The sequence below is a fragment of the Tenacibaculum sp. MAR_2010_89 genome, from assembly GCF_900105985.1.
GTDB classification, from domain to species: domain Bacteria; phylum Bacteroidota; class Bacteroidia; order Flavobacteriales; family Flavobacteriaceae; genus Polaribacter; species Polaribacter halocynthiae.
This window is the reverse complement of record NZ_FNUB01000005.1, coordinates 2,374,222-2,391,587: the sequence shown is the minus strand read 5'-3', so window position 1 is coordinate 2,391,587 and position 17,366 is coordinate 2,374,222. Positions and strand designations below refer to the sequence as shown.

Here is a 17,366-nt window from a genome sequence, read left to right as displayed (position 1 = left end):
AGTTGTAAAAACATAAGAACATTAGTAGTTTTGATATATGATTAAGTTTTTTAAAAAATACAAAGCCTTCTTTATTGGTTTAATTATTATTCCAATATTTTACTTTTTAGATACTACCAAATATTTAAACATACCTCGTGATCAACCTTTTGAAGTGTTTATTATTACTCTATTTTGGTGGTTAGTAATTGCGTTACCTATTCATCATTACAAGTATCTAATAACTAAAAAAAATGTTCTGTTAAAAGTATTTGCTATAATCGCTATTTTCTTTGTAGCATTAGTAATAGATTCTTATATGAAGGTACCAGATAACCCAATAACTTTTACCCTTTTATTAGTCTTTTGGTTAGGCTTTGCATACATTATAGCTCCAAAATTCTTTACAAAATATTGGAAACTAATAACACTTATTTACGCCCCATTACTTTTATACTTTTTCTATTTAAGGCTACTTTCAGGAAATTTAGATGCTTATTTAAAGATTAAAGAAAATTTTCCAATTTACATCTTCTTTTTACCAATTCCTTTATTCTTTTTAGTATGGGTTTTTGAACAATGGAAATGGTTACAAAATTTAAAAAATGAAAAAGCAAAAACTGAATTATCGTTACTTAGAACACAAATAAATCCACACTTTTTCTTCAATACATTAAATAACTTATACGCTTTAACTATAAAGAACTCTAAACAAGCTCCTGATGTTATTTTAAAGCTATCAGATATGATGCGTTACACTATATATGAAGGAGAAAAAGAAACTGTAAAACTTTTAGATGAAATTGAGTATTTAAATAATTACATTGAACTCCATAAAATTAGGCACAAAAAATCAGTAGAAATTTCTTTCAATTATAAAGATGTTAATCATCATTTAACAATAGCACCTTTACTATATATAATGTTTTTAGAAAACTCTTTTAAGCATGGTATTGACACTCTTACTGAAAATGCTTTTATCAATATAAATTTATACGATACAAATGATGCTATATTTTTTGTTATTGAAAATAATTTTGATCCTAATGAAATAAATAAAACTAAAGGTATTGGGTTAGAAAACCTTAAAAAAAGACTTTCTTTATTGTACAATAATAAGCATGAATTAACTATAGATATATCCAATAACGTTTATAAAACCACTCTAAAAATAAATAAAAATGCTTAACTATATTATAATTGATGACGAACCTTTAGCTCATGAGATTATTGAAGAGTTCTGTAACATGTTACCTCATTTAACATTGAAAAAAAATTGTTATAATGCAATGGAAGCTATGCAATATTTAAATGAACATACTATAGATTTTATGTTTTTAGATATTAATATGCCGAAACTTAGAGGGCTTGACTTTTTAAAAACACTTACAAAACCTCCAAAAACTATTATTACAACAGCATATAAAGAATATGCTTTAGAAGGGTTTGAATTAAATGTTGTAGATTATATTTTAAAACCTTTTAGTTTTGATCGCTTAGTAAAAGCAGTTAATAAAATAACTGATTTAAATACTATTAAAACAGTGATTAAAGAAGTAGATACTACTTCTGAAACAAATTTTCGTTTTTTTGTTAAAGGCAATAAAAAACATCATCAAATTAATTTAAATGACCTTCTATATATTGAAGCTTATGGAAATTACACTAAATTATTTTTAACAAATGAGATGATTGTGAGTCATGAAAAAATCTCGTATTATGAAGATATATTAAATGCAAATGATTTCTTAAGAGTACATAAATCATTTATTGTTGCAATAAATAAAATAAAATTTATTGAAGGAAATCGTATTTTAATTAATGAGCATAAAGTACCTATTGGGCAAACTTATAAAAATAACGTTAATAAACTCTATTCATAAAGTTTATTAACGTTATTTCTTTTAAAATCTGCTAAATAGTATTACCATAGATATCCAATTCAATTACTGGTTTACCTAATTTTTTGACTTCTTTTAATTGTGATGCTTTATCACCAACTATTAAATAAATCATTTCCTTTTCTTGTAAATAGGTATCTATAATTTTTTTATAATCTTCTAAAGTCATTGAAACTAATTCTTTCTGATTCATTTCTGTATAATTAGAAGATCTATTATATTTACTCATATTACGAACCATTCTTAGTTTTGCCCCTAAACTTTCAAATGCTCTTGTATCAGCTTTTAAAAGTTTGTTTCTTGTTAATTCTACATCAGATTGAGTAAAATCCTTCGAATAATTGCTTATCATGTTTTTAATTATTTCTAAAGATTTTAATGTAGCATTAGCCCTAACGCTTGTTCTTACTAAAAACGGAGAAATTTCTTTACTATTTCTAAAGCTAGAATAAGCTCCATATGTATATCCTTTTTCAATTCGTAAAGTTTGAAACAATCTTCCACTTGAACCTCCTCCAAGAATTTCATTTGCAAAATCTAAATTATTAGCATTCTCATCAGTAGCAGATAAAACCAATTTACCAATCATAATTACAGATTGTTTAGACCCTGGTACATCTACAAAATATAAATTACCAGCTTTTGATTCACTAGGTAACTCTTGTTTTGGAAGTATAATATCAATACCGTTAAAATCATTTAGTGTACTTATTGTTTTTGAAGCTTCATCTTCTGTTATAGCACCAGCAACATGAAAAGTCGCTTTTTTAGGTGATAATTTTTTATAATACGACTTCAAATCATCTACTGTAATTGTTTTAATTGTATTTAAAGTACCTGAACCTGGAATACTAAACATATGTTTATCTCCAAAAATTAACTTATTCATTACCGTAGAAGCAATTACATTTGGATTTGCTTCACGTCCTTTTAAACTAGTTTCTAATGCTTGTTTTAATCTATCAAATTCTTTTTGATCCCAACGAGGTTCTAACAATATTTCTTTTACAAGAGCAATTGTACTTTTAAAGTTCTTTGTTAAACAAGATCCTACAATATGAAAATCTTCATTAGCACTATATACACTTATGCTAGCACCCAATAAACCTATAGCTTCCTCAAGTTCAGCAGGAGTTTTAGATGCTGTTCCTTCCATCATTAAATCACTTAATAAACTTCCTACACCTTCTTTACCTTTAAAATCTAATAAATGTCCACCAGGAATTGTCAAATCAAATTGAACTAAAGGAACTTCATTATTCTCTATTCCATAAACTTTTATTCCATTATCTATAGATGTAGTCCAAACCTCAGGAGATTTAAATAAAGGTAATTCTCCAAAGGCTGGTTCACTCCTATCATACGTACTTGGAGTTTTTTCATACTTAGCTTCTTCACCTTGCCCTACCTCTTCATTAGCTACATTTTGCTTTACTTCTTCTATCCAAACTTTGGCTTCTTTAGCATCAGTAATAGCTAATTCTAATTGTCCTTTAGGAACAACACTTGTCATTACATAGTTTTTGTTTTTAATGTAATGGTTATAAACTCTCATAACATCAGCTGCAGTTACTGAATTCATTAATTTAGCAGCTTTTGTAATATAGCTAGGATCTCCGTTAAACTCATTATCTTGAACTAACTTAAATGCTTTGTTTAAAACAGTACTTACACTTTGATATAATCCTGTTTCTAATTCTGCTTTGATACGTTTTAAATCTTGTTCACTAACACCATTACTTTCAAAACGTTTCAACCCTTCGTCTATAGCAGATTTTAAATCATCTAAATCTGTACCTGCATTAGCTCTTGCTCTAATAACAAATTCTCCTGCTATTTCACTACTTCTTTGATAAATACTAATATTAGGGGCTAATTTTTTTTCTTCAACCACTACTTGATATAATGGAGCTTTTTTACTTCCACTTAATAATTGGCTAAGAACTTGAAGTGGATATACATCTTTATTGTATTCTTCAATCGTTGGAATTACCATTCGTAACTCTGGAAGTTTTGCGAAATTATCTTCAAAATACAGTGATTTATTTTGAGTTAATGTTACAGGCATTGGTTGCAGTTCTTCCACATCAGGTCCACTCGGTATTTCACCAAACCATTTTTTTACTAATTTTTTTGTTTCTTCAATGTTTATATCCCCTGCAATTACTAAAGATCCATTTTTTGCTCCATAGTATTTTGCATAAAACTCTTTAACATCGTCAATAGTTGCCGCTTGTAAATCAGGTAATGCACCAATTACAGTCCAATTATAAGGGTGCCCTTCTGGATAAAGATTTTTTCTTATAATTTCATCAGTATAACCATAAGGAGCATTATCAACACGCTGACGTTTTTCATTTTTCACCACTTGCTTTTCTCTTTCTAAAGCAGCTTTCGTAACCGTATTAATCATATACCCATAACGATCACTATCAATCCAAAGAATTTTTTCAAAAGCATCTTTTGGCACTACTTCATAATATACAGTTCCATCACTCCAAGTACCACCATTTCTACTTCCTCCCCATTCAGGAATCATCTTTCTATTTGCTCCTACAGGAACATTCTCTGAATCATTAAAACTCATATGCTCAAAGAAATGAGCAAAACCAGTTTTTCCAGGTTTCTCTCTATTAGATCCAACATGCATCATAGTAGCCACTGCAACTATAGGGTCACTATGATCTTCATGTAAAATAACCTCTAAGCCATTGCTTAAAGTAAATTTTTCATAGTCAATTTTAAACTCTTTGTCTGCTTTGGAGGAAGCATTTGATTTTGAATTTCCCTCGGTTTTACAAGAGAGAAAAAAAGAACTACATAATATAATTGCAATAGTTGAAAGTCTCATTCATTTCTGTTTTTAGTTAAAAAGATAATTGAATGAATAAAGATAGTATTTTTAAATAAAACGTAACTTTAAAAAATTAGAAGCATTATATGAAAAAACTATTTATTACAATAAATTTATTTTATGAATAATTTATCTAAGAACAATAAAATAAGGAGTAAACCAATTATTACCCAAGTTTGTTTTGTAAGATTATATTTACTTCGAATATGCTTATTCATTAACAATACAGTTATTAGGATAAATAAAGTTGAAATAAAAACATAAATGAAATTTAAATACTTATTTTCTACAGTTGCATTTGTTACTGAAAATAAAATCATTGACATTACATGTAAAACTGATGTAACAACTCCAAATAACCAACCTATTCTCTTCTTTAACATTAATGTTACACCAGCAAATATGGTTAATAATGGAATTAATATTTGATAATGGTAATTTTTGAATACTTTAAATATAGATATATTTTCCCAAGAATAATTGTAGTGTTTGAGTCCTATATTAAACGATAGTTTAATACTCCATATTTCTAGTACTAAGATTAAAATTCCAAAAAATATTTGAAATGCACCTATGACTTTTTCAGTTATTTCCCATTTTTTTTTCATTCTATGGATACTAATAATTGCGTTAGCCATTAACTTATATGGTAATTTAAAAAACTATATTTATAAAATACTTGAAATACCTAATTTAAAAACTTGGTTCCTAACATTTCTGAAGCATCCATTACAATCATTTTAGCAGAAGTATCTTCAGTACGTATTAATTGCCTTAAAGTACTCAATCTATTTATTGGAACTGTTACAAATATCATGTGTTTTTCCTGAGTTAAACTTAAATTATTACCTTTAATTAAAGTCCCATTCACTCCAATTTTTTCATTTATTAACAAACCAATAGCTTCTAAATTGTTTGGTGAAGAAATATGAACTATTCGGCCATTAGGTCGTCCTGTTAAAATAACGTCTACCATTTTTGTAGTAATAAAAATACTAATCATACTCCATAATGCTAATTCAACATTATTGAAAACAAATCCTGTAGCTACAACAACAATAGAATCTAAAATAAGAATTACGGTTCCTGTTTTTAATGATGTTTTAGAGGTTATTATTCTTGCTATTATCGTACCTCCACCTGCTGAACCACCTCCTTTAAATATAAAACCAATTCCGGCTCCAACAAATACTCCACCATATAAAGTAGCTAATAAAGGTTCATTACTTAATGGTTCTAAACTAACAAAGTGAGAAAGTGTGTCTATAAATGCACTAATTAATAAAATAGCTATCGTACTTTTTATAGCAAAATACTTTCCTAAATACTTTATACTTACCAATAACAAAGGAATATTTATAATTGCAAATAATATACCAATAGATATTTTAAAAAGGCTATTGAAAATAATAGCTAAACCTCCTGTACCTCCCATAGCAATACTATTAGGACTCAAGAAACCAACAACTCCAAATGCCATTAAAGCACAACCTACAATTATAAAAGTATAATTAAAAAACTCTTTTTTCATTCTAAAAATATATAAGCTGCAAAGTTAAAACAATCTACTAGTTGGCAACGGATAAAACGGTTGATTATAACACTATTTTACCTTATTCTGTTAATAATTCAACTAAACAAATACTCGTTTTCAGAAACAAAAACTAATTAAATTTTAACTAATTTTTCAGCCGCTGCAATTAACGTTTCGTCAGTCTTTGCAAAACAAAATCTCAACATTTGTTTATCAGTTGAATCTTTATAAAATACGGAAATAGGAATAGCTGCAACTCCATGCTTTACTATTAACTCTTTAGCAAAATCCATATCTCCTTTTGTACTAATTTGTTTATAATTTACAACTTGAAAATATGTTCCTTCACAGGGTAGTAATTCAAACTTGCTATTTTTTAATAAATTTTGAAATAAAGTTCTTTTACTAACATACATTTTTTCAATTTCATTGAAATCAACAATGTCTAAGTATTCAGAAATCGCATGTTGTGATAAGCTACTAATGCTAAAAACTAAAAATTGATGTATTTTTTTTATTTCTAACATTAACTTTTCTGGAGCTATTAAATAGCCTACTTTCCATCCAGTAACATGTAATGATTTTCCAAAAGAAGATGCTACAATTGCTTTATCTCTTAATTTGGGCCTTGTATTTATAGAAATATGAGGGTGTAAAAATGAAATATATTCATACACTTCATCACTTAGTAATAAAACACGGTCATGCTTTTCTAAAAGACTTTCTAGTGCTTGAAATTCACTTTCTTTCCAAATTTTACCCGTAGGATTATGAGGGTTATTTATTATAATTAATTTTGTATTCTTAGTAATTGCGTCTTCAATTCTATTAAAGTTAGGAGAATAATCATCGTTCAAAGAAATACGTACAGGTTTACCCCCAGCTACAAGTACTGAAGGCTCATAACTATCGTAACTAGGGTCTAAAATAATTACTTCATCATTGTTTTTAACAAATGAATTAATAACCGTGTAAATACCTTGTGTAGCACCTGCTGTTATTAACATTTCTGAAGCTATATTAACTTTACGCTTATAATTTTTAAATGTTAAGGATGCTATATTCTCTAATAATGAAGGCAAACCGTTCATCGGGGTATATTGATGAACATTTTTGCCTATTAGATTTTTAGTTATATTCAATAAACGCTCATCAACAGGGAAATTAGGAAACCCTTGCGATAAATTTATGGCTCCATGTTTGTTCGCTAATTGCGACATTATAGAGAATATACTTGTAGGAGTATTTGGTAGTTTAGACATTTCTAGTTAGTTAATCTTTTTACTAAAGTAATAAACTCGAATAACTATATGCCAATTAACTATTTTTTCTTTTTTAAAGTTTCATCTTTTATTAGTGAGCTTTTCGTTTCATTTAAATAATTAGCCACTAACTTATCTATCAATTCTTCTTTTGTTAAATGATGAAATATTGTTTTTATTTTAGCTTTAAAATCTTGAGAAACCTCTCTATTCGGTTTAGTTTTAAATATTTTCTTAGCCCAAATAAGTCCGTTGTTTTCTTCAATACTCTTAGCATCTGCCTTTTTAAAGGGCTTAAATACAATGTCTAACTCAGCTTCAAAATCAGCTATATCTTCTACTTCTTCTTCTTGAATAATAGTTAATGATAAACCATTTGCTCCAGCTCTAGCTGTTCGCCCACTTCTATGAACATAGGCATCATAAGTATCTGGTAAATGGTAATTAACTACAAAAGAAACGTCTTTTACATCAATACCTCTTGCTGCTAAATCCGTAGCAACTAATATATCAATAAAACCTTCTCTAAACTGCCCCATGATACGATCACGAATTCCTTGTGTTAAACTACCATGAATAGCACCAGATGAAAACTTATTTATAGCTAATTTTTTAGCCAATTTATTAACAGCAGCTTTTGTTTTACAAAATATAATTCCTCGTTCTCCAACCCTCGAGTTTAAAAAATGAAGTAATACATCTAACTTTTCAATAGGTTCAACAACTACATATTGATGATCAATACTTTTATTACCAACTGTTGCCATATCTGCTTCAATTTGAAGCACATGTTTAGACATGTAATTTTGAACCAATTGTTTTATAGCTCCAGGCATCGTTGCTGTAAACAATAATGTTCTTCTTAATTTTGGAATTTCTTTTATAACATTATCTAACTCTTCTTTTAAAGCACTTACCATTTCATCAGCCTCATCTAAAATAAAATAAGAAATATTTTTGACATTAATAGCTTCACGTTTTATTAAATCTGATAAACGACCAGGAGTAGCTACTACAATATGAGTATCTTCTTTTAAACGCTCTATTTGAGATTTTACAGGAACTCCTCCATTAATAGAAGCTATAGAGATATTAGAGCTCTCTGGAACAATAGCTTCTAAATTGTTGAAAATTTGTTGACTTAACTCTCTAGTTGGTGCTAAAATAACAGCTTGAATATGGCTTTTCTCTTCTTTTATTAATTGTAATAATGGCAATCCAAAAGCAATTGTTTTACCTGTACCTGTTTTAGACAAAGCAACTACATCTCTTTTTTGATGTAAAATTACAGGGATTACCTTTTCCTGAACAAGTGTAGGAGTTTTAATATCTAAAGTATTTAATGCTTTTATTAAAAAAGGGTTAACTCCTAATTCTTTAAATGTAGTGGCCATAATTTTATTTTTATTCTTTACAATTGGTGCTCTAATTAAAAGAAATTAATGTTAAACTATTATTAGACCGCGAAACTACTCCTTTTTAATCAATATTACTTTGAGAGTAGTTCTATATTTTATAGAATTTCTTGAGTTTTCTTATAATCTAAACTATTTACATCAAAAAACTATTAAGTAGTTATAGTTTAAGAATTTTATTAATCGGAATTGGTAAGTGAACTCCTTCACTAAGAAAACGTTTATGAACTGATTCCTTTAAAGCACATTTAGTTTTAAACTCTAAAAAAGGTTCATTTAACCAAACATAGGCTCTCATATGAATATGATCAGGATGAACATCAATTACACGGACATCTACTTGATTAGAAGAAGTTAATACTTGTGCAGGTGTTCTATTATCAATTACATTCGGTTGTTTTATAGCTTCTTCTTGAATAATTTTTCTTGCTAAATCAATATCAGCCTTTAATCCTATTTTAAAATTATTGAAACTTAAAATATTAGAATCTTCAATCGTATGGTTTAATACTGAATCGGTACTAATTACCGAATTAGGAATAATCAATCTTTTATTTTCAAAATTATTAATTACCGTATGTCTAAGCGTTATATCTTCAACTATTCCCATTCGTTGCTCATCTAGTTTAATATAATCTCCTACTCTAAATGGACGAAAAATAACAATGAATGCTCCTGCAATTAAATTAGATAAAGCTGCTTGTGCAGCAAAACCAATAATAGCTGCAAGTATTCCTGCCCCTGAAAAAATAAAAGAAGCTTTGTTTCTAAAAAGAGGCACCGTCATAATAATATACATGATCCCTAGAACACCAATAATAAACTTAATTGAGTTTCTTAAAAACTGAATACTTGTTCCACCAAACCTATCTCTTTTTCTATATTTTATTATTTGTAAAATAATATATCGAATTCCTCTAGATATTAACCAAGCTATAAAAACTACAAGAATAATATAAGCTATGATTCCTATAAAAGAATCTAAATCAAATTGATATGTAAATAAATCTTTCATTATTTTGAAAGGTTAAACGCTTTGGTTGCATGAATTGTTGTCGTATCAAAAACAGGGATTGACACATCTTCTTGCTGAATTAATAAAGGTATTTCAGTACATCCTAAAATAACTCCTTCAGCTCCTTTTTTTTCTAGCTTATTAATGATTGTAATATATGCTTCTTTTGAGGTAGCTTTTAATACTCCTTTAGATAACTCATCATAAATAATTGTATGAACTATTTCTCTATCTGTTTTTTCAGGAATAATAACCTCTATTCCCATACTCTTCAATACATCAATATAAAATGTTTTTTCCATGGTGTATTTTGTACCTAATAAAGCTACTTTAGATATTTTTTTTTCTAAAATTTGTTCACCTGTGGCTTTTGCAATATGAATTACTGGTATTTGTACCACTTTCCTAATAGCTTCAATAGTTAAATGCATGGTGTTTGCACAAATTAATATACTAGTAGCTCCAGCATTTTCTAAACTTTTAGCAGCATTGGCCATTATACCGTCTAAAACATCCCATTTACCCTCAGATTGGAGCTTAGATATTTCTCCAAAATCAACAGAATTAATAATTACTTTAGCCGAATGTTTATCACCATATTCTTTACTAGCTAAGTTATTTAAAACTTGATAGTACATGATTGTTGACTGTGGAGTTATACCTCCAATTAATCCTATTGTTTTCATTTATAACAATTATTTTATATCTATAATATAACTTTTTAAATCACTCTTCTACTTTAGTAAAACTATGCTTAAATGCTCCATCAGATTTGAATACATATCGGTGTTTTTCATAGATATCAATATTATCTTCAAAAGTTAACTCAATTGAGAATGGACTTCGTTCTTTATTAAACTCAATATAAACTTCAAAATCATTATTGTACTTGCTAACCTTTTGAGGAAAACTATTCCTTTTACTTATTTTTATATCACCTTCTAATACACGGGCATTAACAAGCTTACAAATCATTCCATAATTTTCAAGCTCGATTTCTACTTCATTGTCACTTCTATTATAATAAGACTTAAAAAAAAGAATTGGTTCAAATGTATTATTAATAGCATAAATACGCATTGGCTCTTCTCCTTCAATATAAGTTACTCCTTGGCCTTTAAAACCGCTAAAAAAACTATACTCTCTGCAAACTCCATTACGCAAATAGTCTTTATCCACATTATGTTTTTTAAACTCATCTGGCTTAGATTCATATAAAAAATCAATTTCTTCTATATTCCTTTCATTATATGTTTTTTTAATCTCTGCTAAAGTTAATTGATCTCCTTTTACTTCTATTACTTTATAAAAATATGATCTACCCCAATTATTATGAGTGTTTTTTAAAGTAATAAAATCATACAATTGTAAATTATTTATTTTCTTATCTAAAACTTCAGCTTCACTTTCAATTTTTCCATTTTCAATTTTATATCTTATATAGTCAACTCTAAACTTATTGAACTGATAATTTGTAAAGAAAAACAAGATTAAAAACGGTATTATTAACCAATATTTTTTAGGTATTCTATTATCATCTAAAGAAACTACCGTAGTTTCTGAAATAGAATCATGCCATCCTGTACCCCATAAAAATGAAAAAGTATTAAATGGAATTTTTCTAGATACAGAACGTACCAAAATATTATCGAACTTAACTTTTTCTTTTACTGTACCTAAAACAAAAGTATTTGTTAAAAACTTAGCTGGTGTTCTTCTAAAAAATGTTTCAAAAAAACCATAATATACAATAGCACTAATAACAAATAGTATAGTTAAAGTAAACCTATCACCTATTAGTTTTGTCATATCATATAAAATACCTCTTGGTAATAGCTTAAAAGCGTTAAAAGTTAATGACATGAATAAAAAACTATCTAACAATAAATGTAAAAATCGTTTATATTTTATAGCTAAGGGGTACTCATTATCTTTAAATTCTTCAAACTTTATATTTTTTACATTACTATATTTAGCTTCAGTTATCATTAATACGAAATAACTAAATAGTAATTGAGCTATATTTAGAACAAAAAAGAAGAAAACAATTGGTTTGAATAAAGTGAAATTATTAAACTGATGTATTACAAAAGACAAAACACTGATTATAGAGCTAAATAATATAATAGCGTGAGCAAATTGTAATAAACCTTGATCCTTTTTATTTGTTTTAATATAAAAGATACTACCTAGTAATAAAATTATATTAAAAGATATATTTAATCCATTAAGTCTATTATAACTACTAGAGTTTGAAAAAGTACCTCCAGAAACTTCAAAAAAATCGAATTTTAAAAATTGTAAATCTACATACCTAAATGTACTTACAACATAATACAATGTCTCACTTCCTTTTGTATAGAGTGTAATAACAGTGATTAATAACGCTAATAATGCCATTACAAAAGAAACTTTACCAATATATGGAGCTAGTTTTTCTTGTACAATTTTCAATATGTTTTTCATATTATTCGGATATATTTAGCTAAAAACTATTAAGCTTTATTAATAAATGTATTATTTATTTAAAACAAAGCTGTTTGATCATCATCCGAGCCCTTTTTCTTTTTTTGAAGTGCTCTTTCTAATGCTTTTTTTGCTTTAGAATCTTTACTTTCTTCAAATTCTTTAGGCTTCACTACTTCTTCTACTTCAAGCGGTAATGCTTCTTCTGTAATTTCTTCTTCTTCATTAACCTCTATTTCTTCTACTTTTTCTTCTTCAGGTTCATCATAAGGTAATGATTCTAATAAATTAACCGTGCGAATTTTATCTGTAGTTAATTGATTACCCAAAGCTTTCATTCCTTTTATTGAAATAAAATCTTCGAAATTTACTTCAATTTTATCTAAACTACGTTTTGAAAATATAACTTCAGCCATTGGTCGATAATCAGTAGCTATAATTTCTAGCTTTGATTTTTCATGTTCTGAAATAAAATGCTCTTCTTTATCTACAGTTTCTACCAAGAACCTTTTTACATAATAACGTTCTTTTTCACCATCAAAATAAATTACAGATAGTGGTTTTTTAGAATTCCATTTTTCCAAAACTATCATGTCATTTTCAAAATGCATTGTTAACTCTGGTGTTACTGCTTTTATTTTACCACTTTGAGTAGCTATTAAAATTTTATCTTCTGCTTTAAACTCTCCTAGTAATTCACCTCTTCCATCAACATTTAAACGTTGAACAGTATCATCAAACCATACTTTTCTTGGTTTTAGTGTTGATGCTCCGGCAGATTTAAATTCTATTTTCTTAATTGCATATTTAGTTACTTGATTTCCTCTTGCACTTCTACTTTTTATACCTAAATCTGCAAAATCAATATCCCATTTTAATTTTTTAATACTTCCAACTGCTCTTAGTAAAATAGTAATAACTTCAGCTTCTCCATTCGGATTTGCAGTAAAGTATAGCATTTTAGAACCTTTACTACCATTAGTTAAGTCGTATTCTTTATCTCTTGTGATACTAGTTACATTGAAACGTTTCATATAACTAGGCCCCTTTGCTCCGTCTTTATAAATCATATTATACACAGTACGTTTATCTTTTTTCTTAAAGATTGCAATGTGAATAATACCTTTACCTACAAATGTTTTAGAGGCAACTTTAGTAACTAACATTGTTCCGTTATCTCTAAAAATAATAACATCATCAATGTCGGCACAGTCAGTAATATATTCATCTTTTTTTAACGACGTACCTACGAAACCTTCTTCTTTATTTACATAAAGTTTAGAATTACGCATTACTACTTTAGTAGCAACAATATCATCAAAAATTCTAATTTCAGTTTTACGTTCTTTTCCTTTTCCGTATTTAGTTTTTAATACTTTAAAATAATCAATAGCAAAATCAATTAAATTATCTAAATGGTGTTTTACTTCTGCTATTTTTTCTTCTAAACTTTCAATAAATTGCTTTGCTTTATCAATATCAAACTTAGAAATTTTCTTAATTCTAATTTCTGTTAATCGAACTATATCTTCTTCGGTTACTTCTCTTTTTAAGTGCTTAATATGTGGTTGTAATCCTTTATCAATAGCTTCAATAACTCCTTCCCATGTTTCTACCTCCTCAATATCACGATAAATTCTATTTTCAATAAAAATACGTTCTAAAGAAGCAAAATGCCATTGTTCTTCTAGCTCATGTAATTGAATCTCTAATTCTCTTTTTAATAATTTAACTGTTAAGTCGGTTGAATGCTTTAACATTTCCGAAACCCCCACAAAAACAGGTTTGTTATTTTGAATTGTACACGCTAATGGTGATATTGAGTTTTCACAATTTGTAAAAGCATACAGTGCATCTATAGTTTTATCTGGAGAAATATTTGGTGGCAAATGCACTACTATTTCAACATTTGCTGCTGTATTATCTTCAATCTTTTTTATTTTAATTTTCCCCTTATCATTCGCCTTTAAAATACTATCAATTAAAGAGGATGTAGTAGTACTGAATGGAATTTCAGTAATTACCAATGTTTTTTTATCTAACTGAGATATTTTTGCTCTTACACGAACCTTTCCTCCTCTTTTACCATCGTTATAATTAGTAAAATCAGCGATTCCACCAGTTAAAAAATCAGGTACAATTGTGAAGCTTCTTCCTTTTAAATACTTAATGGAAGCATCAATTAGTTCATTAAAGTTGTGTGGTAAAATTTTTGTAGACAAACCTACAGCAATACCTTCTGCTCCTTGTGCTAATAAAAGCGGAAACTTAACTGGTAAATCAACAGGCTCTTTTCTTCTACCATCATACGACATTTTCCATTCTGTTGTTTTTGGGTTAAAAACAACATCTAAAGCAAACTTAGACAAACGAGCTTCTATATAACGAGAGGCAGCAGCACGATCACCAGTTAATATATTACCCCAGTTACCCTGCATATCAATTAACAACTCTTTTTGCCCTAGTTGTACCATTGCATCTCCAATAGAAGCATCACCGTGCGGGTGGTACTGCATTGTATGACCTACGATGTTTGCTACCTTATTGTAGCGCCCATCATCTAAGTCTTTCATTGAATGCATAATACGACGTTGCACAGGCTTAAATCCATCTTCTATAGAAGGTACAGCACGTTCTAGAATTACATATGAAGCATAATCTAAAAACCATTCTTTATACATCCCCGTTACTTTCGTAATGGTTTCTGCATTTTCAATAGGTTCTTGATTTAATTCTTCGTCGTGTTCGTAATTGTTATTGTCTTCACTCATTTACAGTAACGTTTATACGTTTGGGGTTATTATTTTTTTAATTTTGATTCTATTTAAATGTATTATTCACATACATTTTAATCAAAATTATTTTCTTTTTCACTTTTAATTATCTTCTAACAAATCTAACTCTACTTTTAGATTATTTATAATAAATTTCTGACGATCTGGTGTATTCTTACCCATGTAGAATTCAAGCATTTGTTCAATAGACATTTCTTTATCTAACATTACAGGATCTAATCGAATATTATCTCCAATAAAATGAACAAATTCGTTTGGTGAAATCTCCCCAAGTCCTTTAAATCGAGTTATCTCAGGTTTACCTCTTAGTTTATTAATAGCTTCCTGTTTTTCTTCTTCAGAATAACAATAAAAAGTTTCTTTTTTATTTCGAACTCTAAATAAAGGAGTTTCTAAAATATATAAATGTCCTTCTTTTATTACTTCAGGAAAAAATTGTAGAAAAAATGTAATCAATAATAATCGAATGTGCATACCATCAACATCGGCATCCGTTGCAATTACAACATTATTATAACGTAATCCTTCTAAGCCATCTTCAATATTTAATGCAGCCTGTAACAAGTTAAACTCTTCATTTTCATACACAATTTTTTTACTTAGTCCGTATGAATTTAAAGGCTTTCCTTTTAAACTAAAAACTGCTTGAGTATTTACATTTCTTGATTTAGTAATTGATCCACTTGCCGAATCTCCCTCAGTAATAAACAATGTAGTATCTAAATAACTTTCTTTTTTTGTATCTCCAAAATGAATACGACAATCACGTAATTTTTTATTGTGCAAACTAGCTTTTTTAGCTCTATCACGCGCTAATTTACGTATTCCTGAAAGTTCTTTACGTTCTTTCTCTGCTTGTAATATTTTCTTTTGAAGTTGCTCAGCAACGACTGTATTTTTATGTAAATAATTATCTAATTTCTTTTTTAGAAAGTCGTTAATATAAGTTCTTACTGTTGGAAGATTCCCTCCCATTTCAGTAGATCCTAATTTAGTTTTTGTTTGACTTTCAAAAACTGGTTCCATTACTTTTATGGAAATAGCAGATATAATTGATTTACGAATGTCAGATGCTTCAAAATTCTTACCAAAAAACTCACGAATAGTTTTCACTAAAGCTTCTCTAAAGGCTGCTTGATGCGTTCCTCCCTGTGTGGTATGTTGACCGTTTACAAATGAGTGGTATTCTTCAGAATATTGAGTTTTACTATGTGTAATTGCTACCTCAATATCATCACCTCGCAAATGAATTATTGGATATAACATATCTTCCTGATTGTTATTATCTTCCAATAAATCTTTTAACCCGTTTTCAGAATAAAACTTCTCTCCATTAAAAACAATAGTTAATCCTGGATTTAGGTACACATAATTTTTAAGAAGCTTTATAATATACTCAGGGCGATATTTATAATTCTTAAAAATAGTTTCATCAGCAATAAAAGTTACCTTCGTTCCTTTTCTACGTGATGTTTCTTCTAATAACTCTTGATTTGTTAAGTTACCTCTTTCGAATTCAGCTGCAGCAGATTTACCGTCACGTGTAGATTCTACTCTAAAAAACGTAGATAATGCATTTACTGCTTTAGTACCCACCCCATTTAATCCTACAGATTTTTTAAATGCTTTAGAGTCATATTTACCACCAGTATTCATTTTAGATACTACATCTACCACTTTTCCTAACGGTATCCCACGTCCATAATCTCTTACAATTACTTTATTTCCTTGTACAGACACTTCAATGGTTTTTCCTCCTCCCATTACAAACTCGTCAATCGAGTTATCTAAAACTTCTTTTACAAGAATATAAATACCATCATCAGGGGATGAACCATCTCCTAATTTTCCGATATACATACCTGGACGCATTCTAATGTGTTCTTTCCAGTCGAGCGATCGTATATTATCTTCGGTATATTGTGTTTCTTGTGCCATAAATATCTTGTAATATTGAAGTATTCGCTAAAATAAGATTAAACATTAAAAAATAAAAAGCTCTGTTGAATTAGTTTTCAACAGAGTTATAATTTATTTTTTTTTTAATAGTTTTCTTTCCCATTTACAGAGTGTTCGCCCGTATCTTTTTGCTTTTTTTTTCGTAGTTTTTTTTATTTCGGTTTTACAGGAAGTAAGTCCTTTACA

General features: G+C 28.3%; 12 protein-coding genes. 2 read left to right on the top strand and 10 right to left on the bottom strand.

From position 1 onward, the window contains the following. Nucleotides 1–37: 37 nt before the first annotated feature. The gene (locus BLV71_RS13980) at nt 38–1,168 is read left to right on the top strand and encodes a sensor histidine kinase (RefSeq protein ID WP_093871142.1); all 1,131 of its coding nucleotides are present in this window, start codon (nt 38–40) and stop codon (nt 1,166–1,168) included. Further along, complete coding sequence (locus BLV71_RS13975) at nt 1,161–1,862, top strand: LytR/AlgR family response regulator transcription factor (RefSeq protein WP_093871141.1); 702 nt, start codon at nt 1,161–1,163, stop codon at nt 1,860–1,862. The genes BLV71_RS13980 and BLV71_RS13975 overlap by 8 nt, the downstream gene beginning before the upstream one ends. A 31-nt stretch (nt 1,863–1,893) precedes the next feature. Here BLV71_RS13975 and BLV71_RS13970 read toward each other — a convergent pair whose 3' ends face one another. The 10 genes from BLV71_RS13970 to BLV71_RS13925 form a co-directional block, all read right to left on the bottom strand. Beyond that, nucleotides 1,894–4,731, bottom strand: coding sequence for a M16 family metallopeptidase (locus BLV71_RS13970; RefSeq protein WP_093871140.1), 2,838 nt, complete (start codon nt 4,729–4,731; stop codon nt 1,894–1,896). A gap of 116 nt (nt 4,732–4,847) precedes the next feature. Continuing rightward, on the bottom strand, nt 4,848–5,372 hold the full coding sequence (locus BLV71_RS13965; protein ID WP_093871139.1) for a hypothetical protein: 525 nt from the start codon (nt 5,370–5,372) through the stop codon (nt 4,848–4,850). 50 nt (nt 5,373–5,422) lie between these two features. Then, a complete protein-coding gene (locus tag BLV71_RS13960) occupies nt 5,423–6,265 on the bottom strand; it encodes a YitT family protein (RefSeq protein ID WP_093871138.1) in 843 nt (280 codons plus the stop codon). Nucleotides 6,266–6,402: 137 nt separating this feature from the next. Then, on the bottom strand, nt 6,403–7,530 hold the full coding sequence (locus BLV71_RS13955; protein ID WP_093871137.1) for a methionine aminotransferase: 1,128 nt from the start codon (nt 7,528–7,530) through the stop codon (nt 6,403–6,405). A gap of 59 nt (nt 7,531–7,589) precedes the next feature. Beyond that, on the bottom strand, nt 7,590–8,924 hold the full coding sequence (locus BLV71_RS13950; protein ID WP_093871136.1) for a DEAD/DEAH box helicase: 1,335 nt from the start codon (nt 8,922–8,924) through the stop codon (nt 7,590–7,592). 181 nt (nt 8,925–9,105) lie between these two features. Continuing rightward, nucleotides 9,106–9,960, bottom strand: a complete 855-nt coding sequence (locus BLV71_RS13945) for a mechanosensitive ion channel family protein (protein ID WP_093871135.1) — start codon at nt 9,958–9,960, stop codon at nt 9,106–9,108. Next, the gene (locus BLV71_RS13940) at nt 9,960–10,646 is read right to left on the bottom strand and encodes an aspartate/glutamate racemase family protein (protein WP_093871134.1); all 687 of its coding nucleotides are present in this window, start codon (nt 10,644–10,646) and stop codon (nt 9,960–9,962) included. The genes BLV71_RS13945 and BLV71_RS13940 overlap by 1 nt, the downstream gene beginning before the upstream one ends. 40 nt (nt 10,647–10,686) lie before the next feature. Next, complete coding sequence (locus BLV71_RS13935) at nt 10,687–12,426, bottom strand: RDD family protein (RefSeq protein WP_093871133.1); 1,740 nt, start codon at nt 12,424–12,426, stop codon at nt 10,687–10,689. A 59-nt stretch (nt 12,427–12,485) separates the two neighbouring features. Next, the gene (locus tag BLV71_RS13930) at nt 12,486–15,197 is read right to left on the bottom strand and encodes a DNA gyrase/topoisomerase IV subunit A (protein WP_093871132.1); all 2,712 of its coding nucleotides are present in this window, start codon (nt 15,195–15,197) and stop codon (nt 12,486–12,488) included. 105 nt (nt 15,198–15,302) lie between these two features. After that, nucleotides 15,303–17,159, bottom strand: a complete 1,857-nt coding sequence (locus tag BLV71_RS13925) for a DNA topoisomerase IV subunit B (RefSeq protein WP_093871131.1) — start codon at nt 17,157–17,159, stop codon at nt 15,303–15,305. Nucleotides 17,160–17,366: the final 207 nt, after the last annotated feature.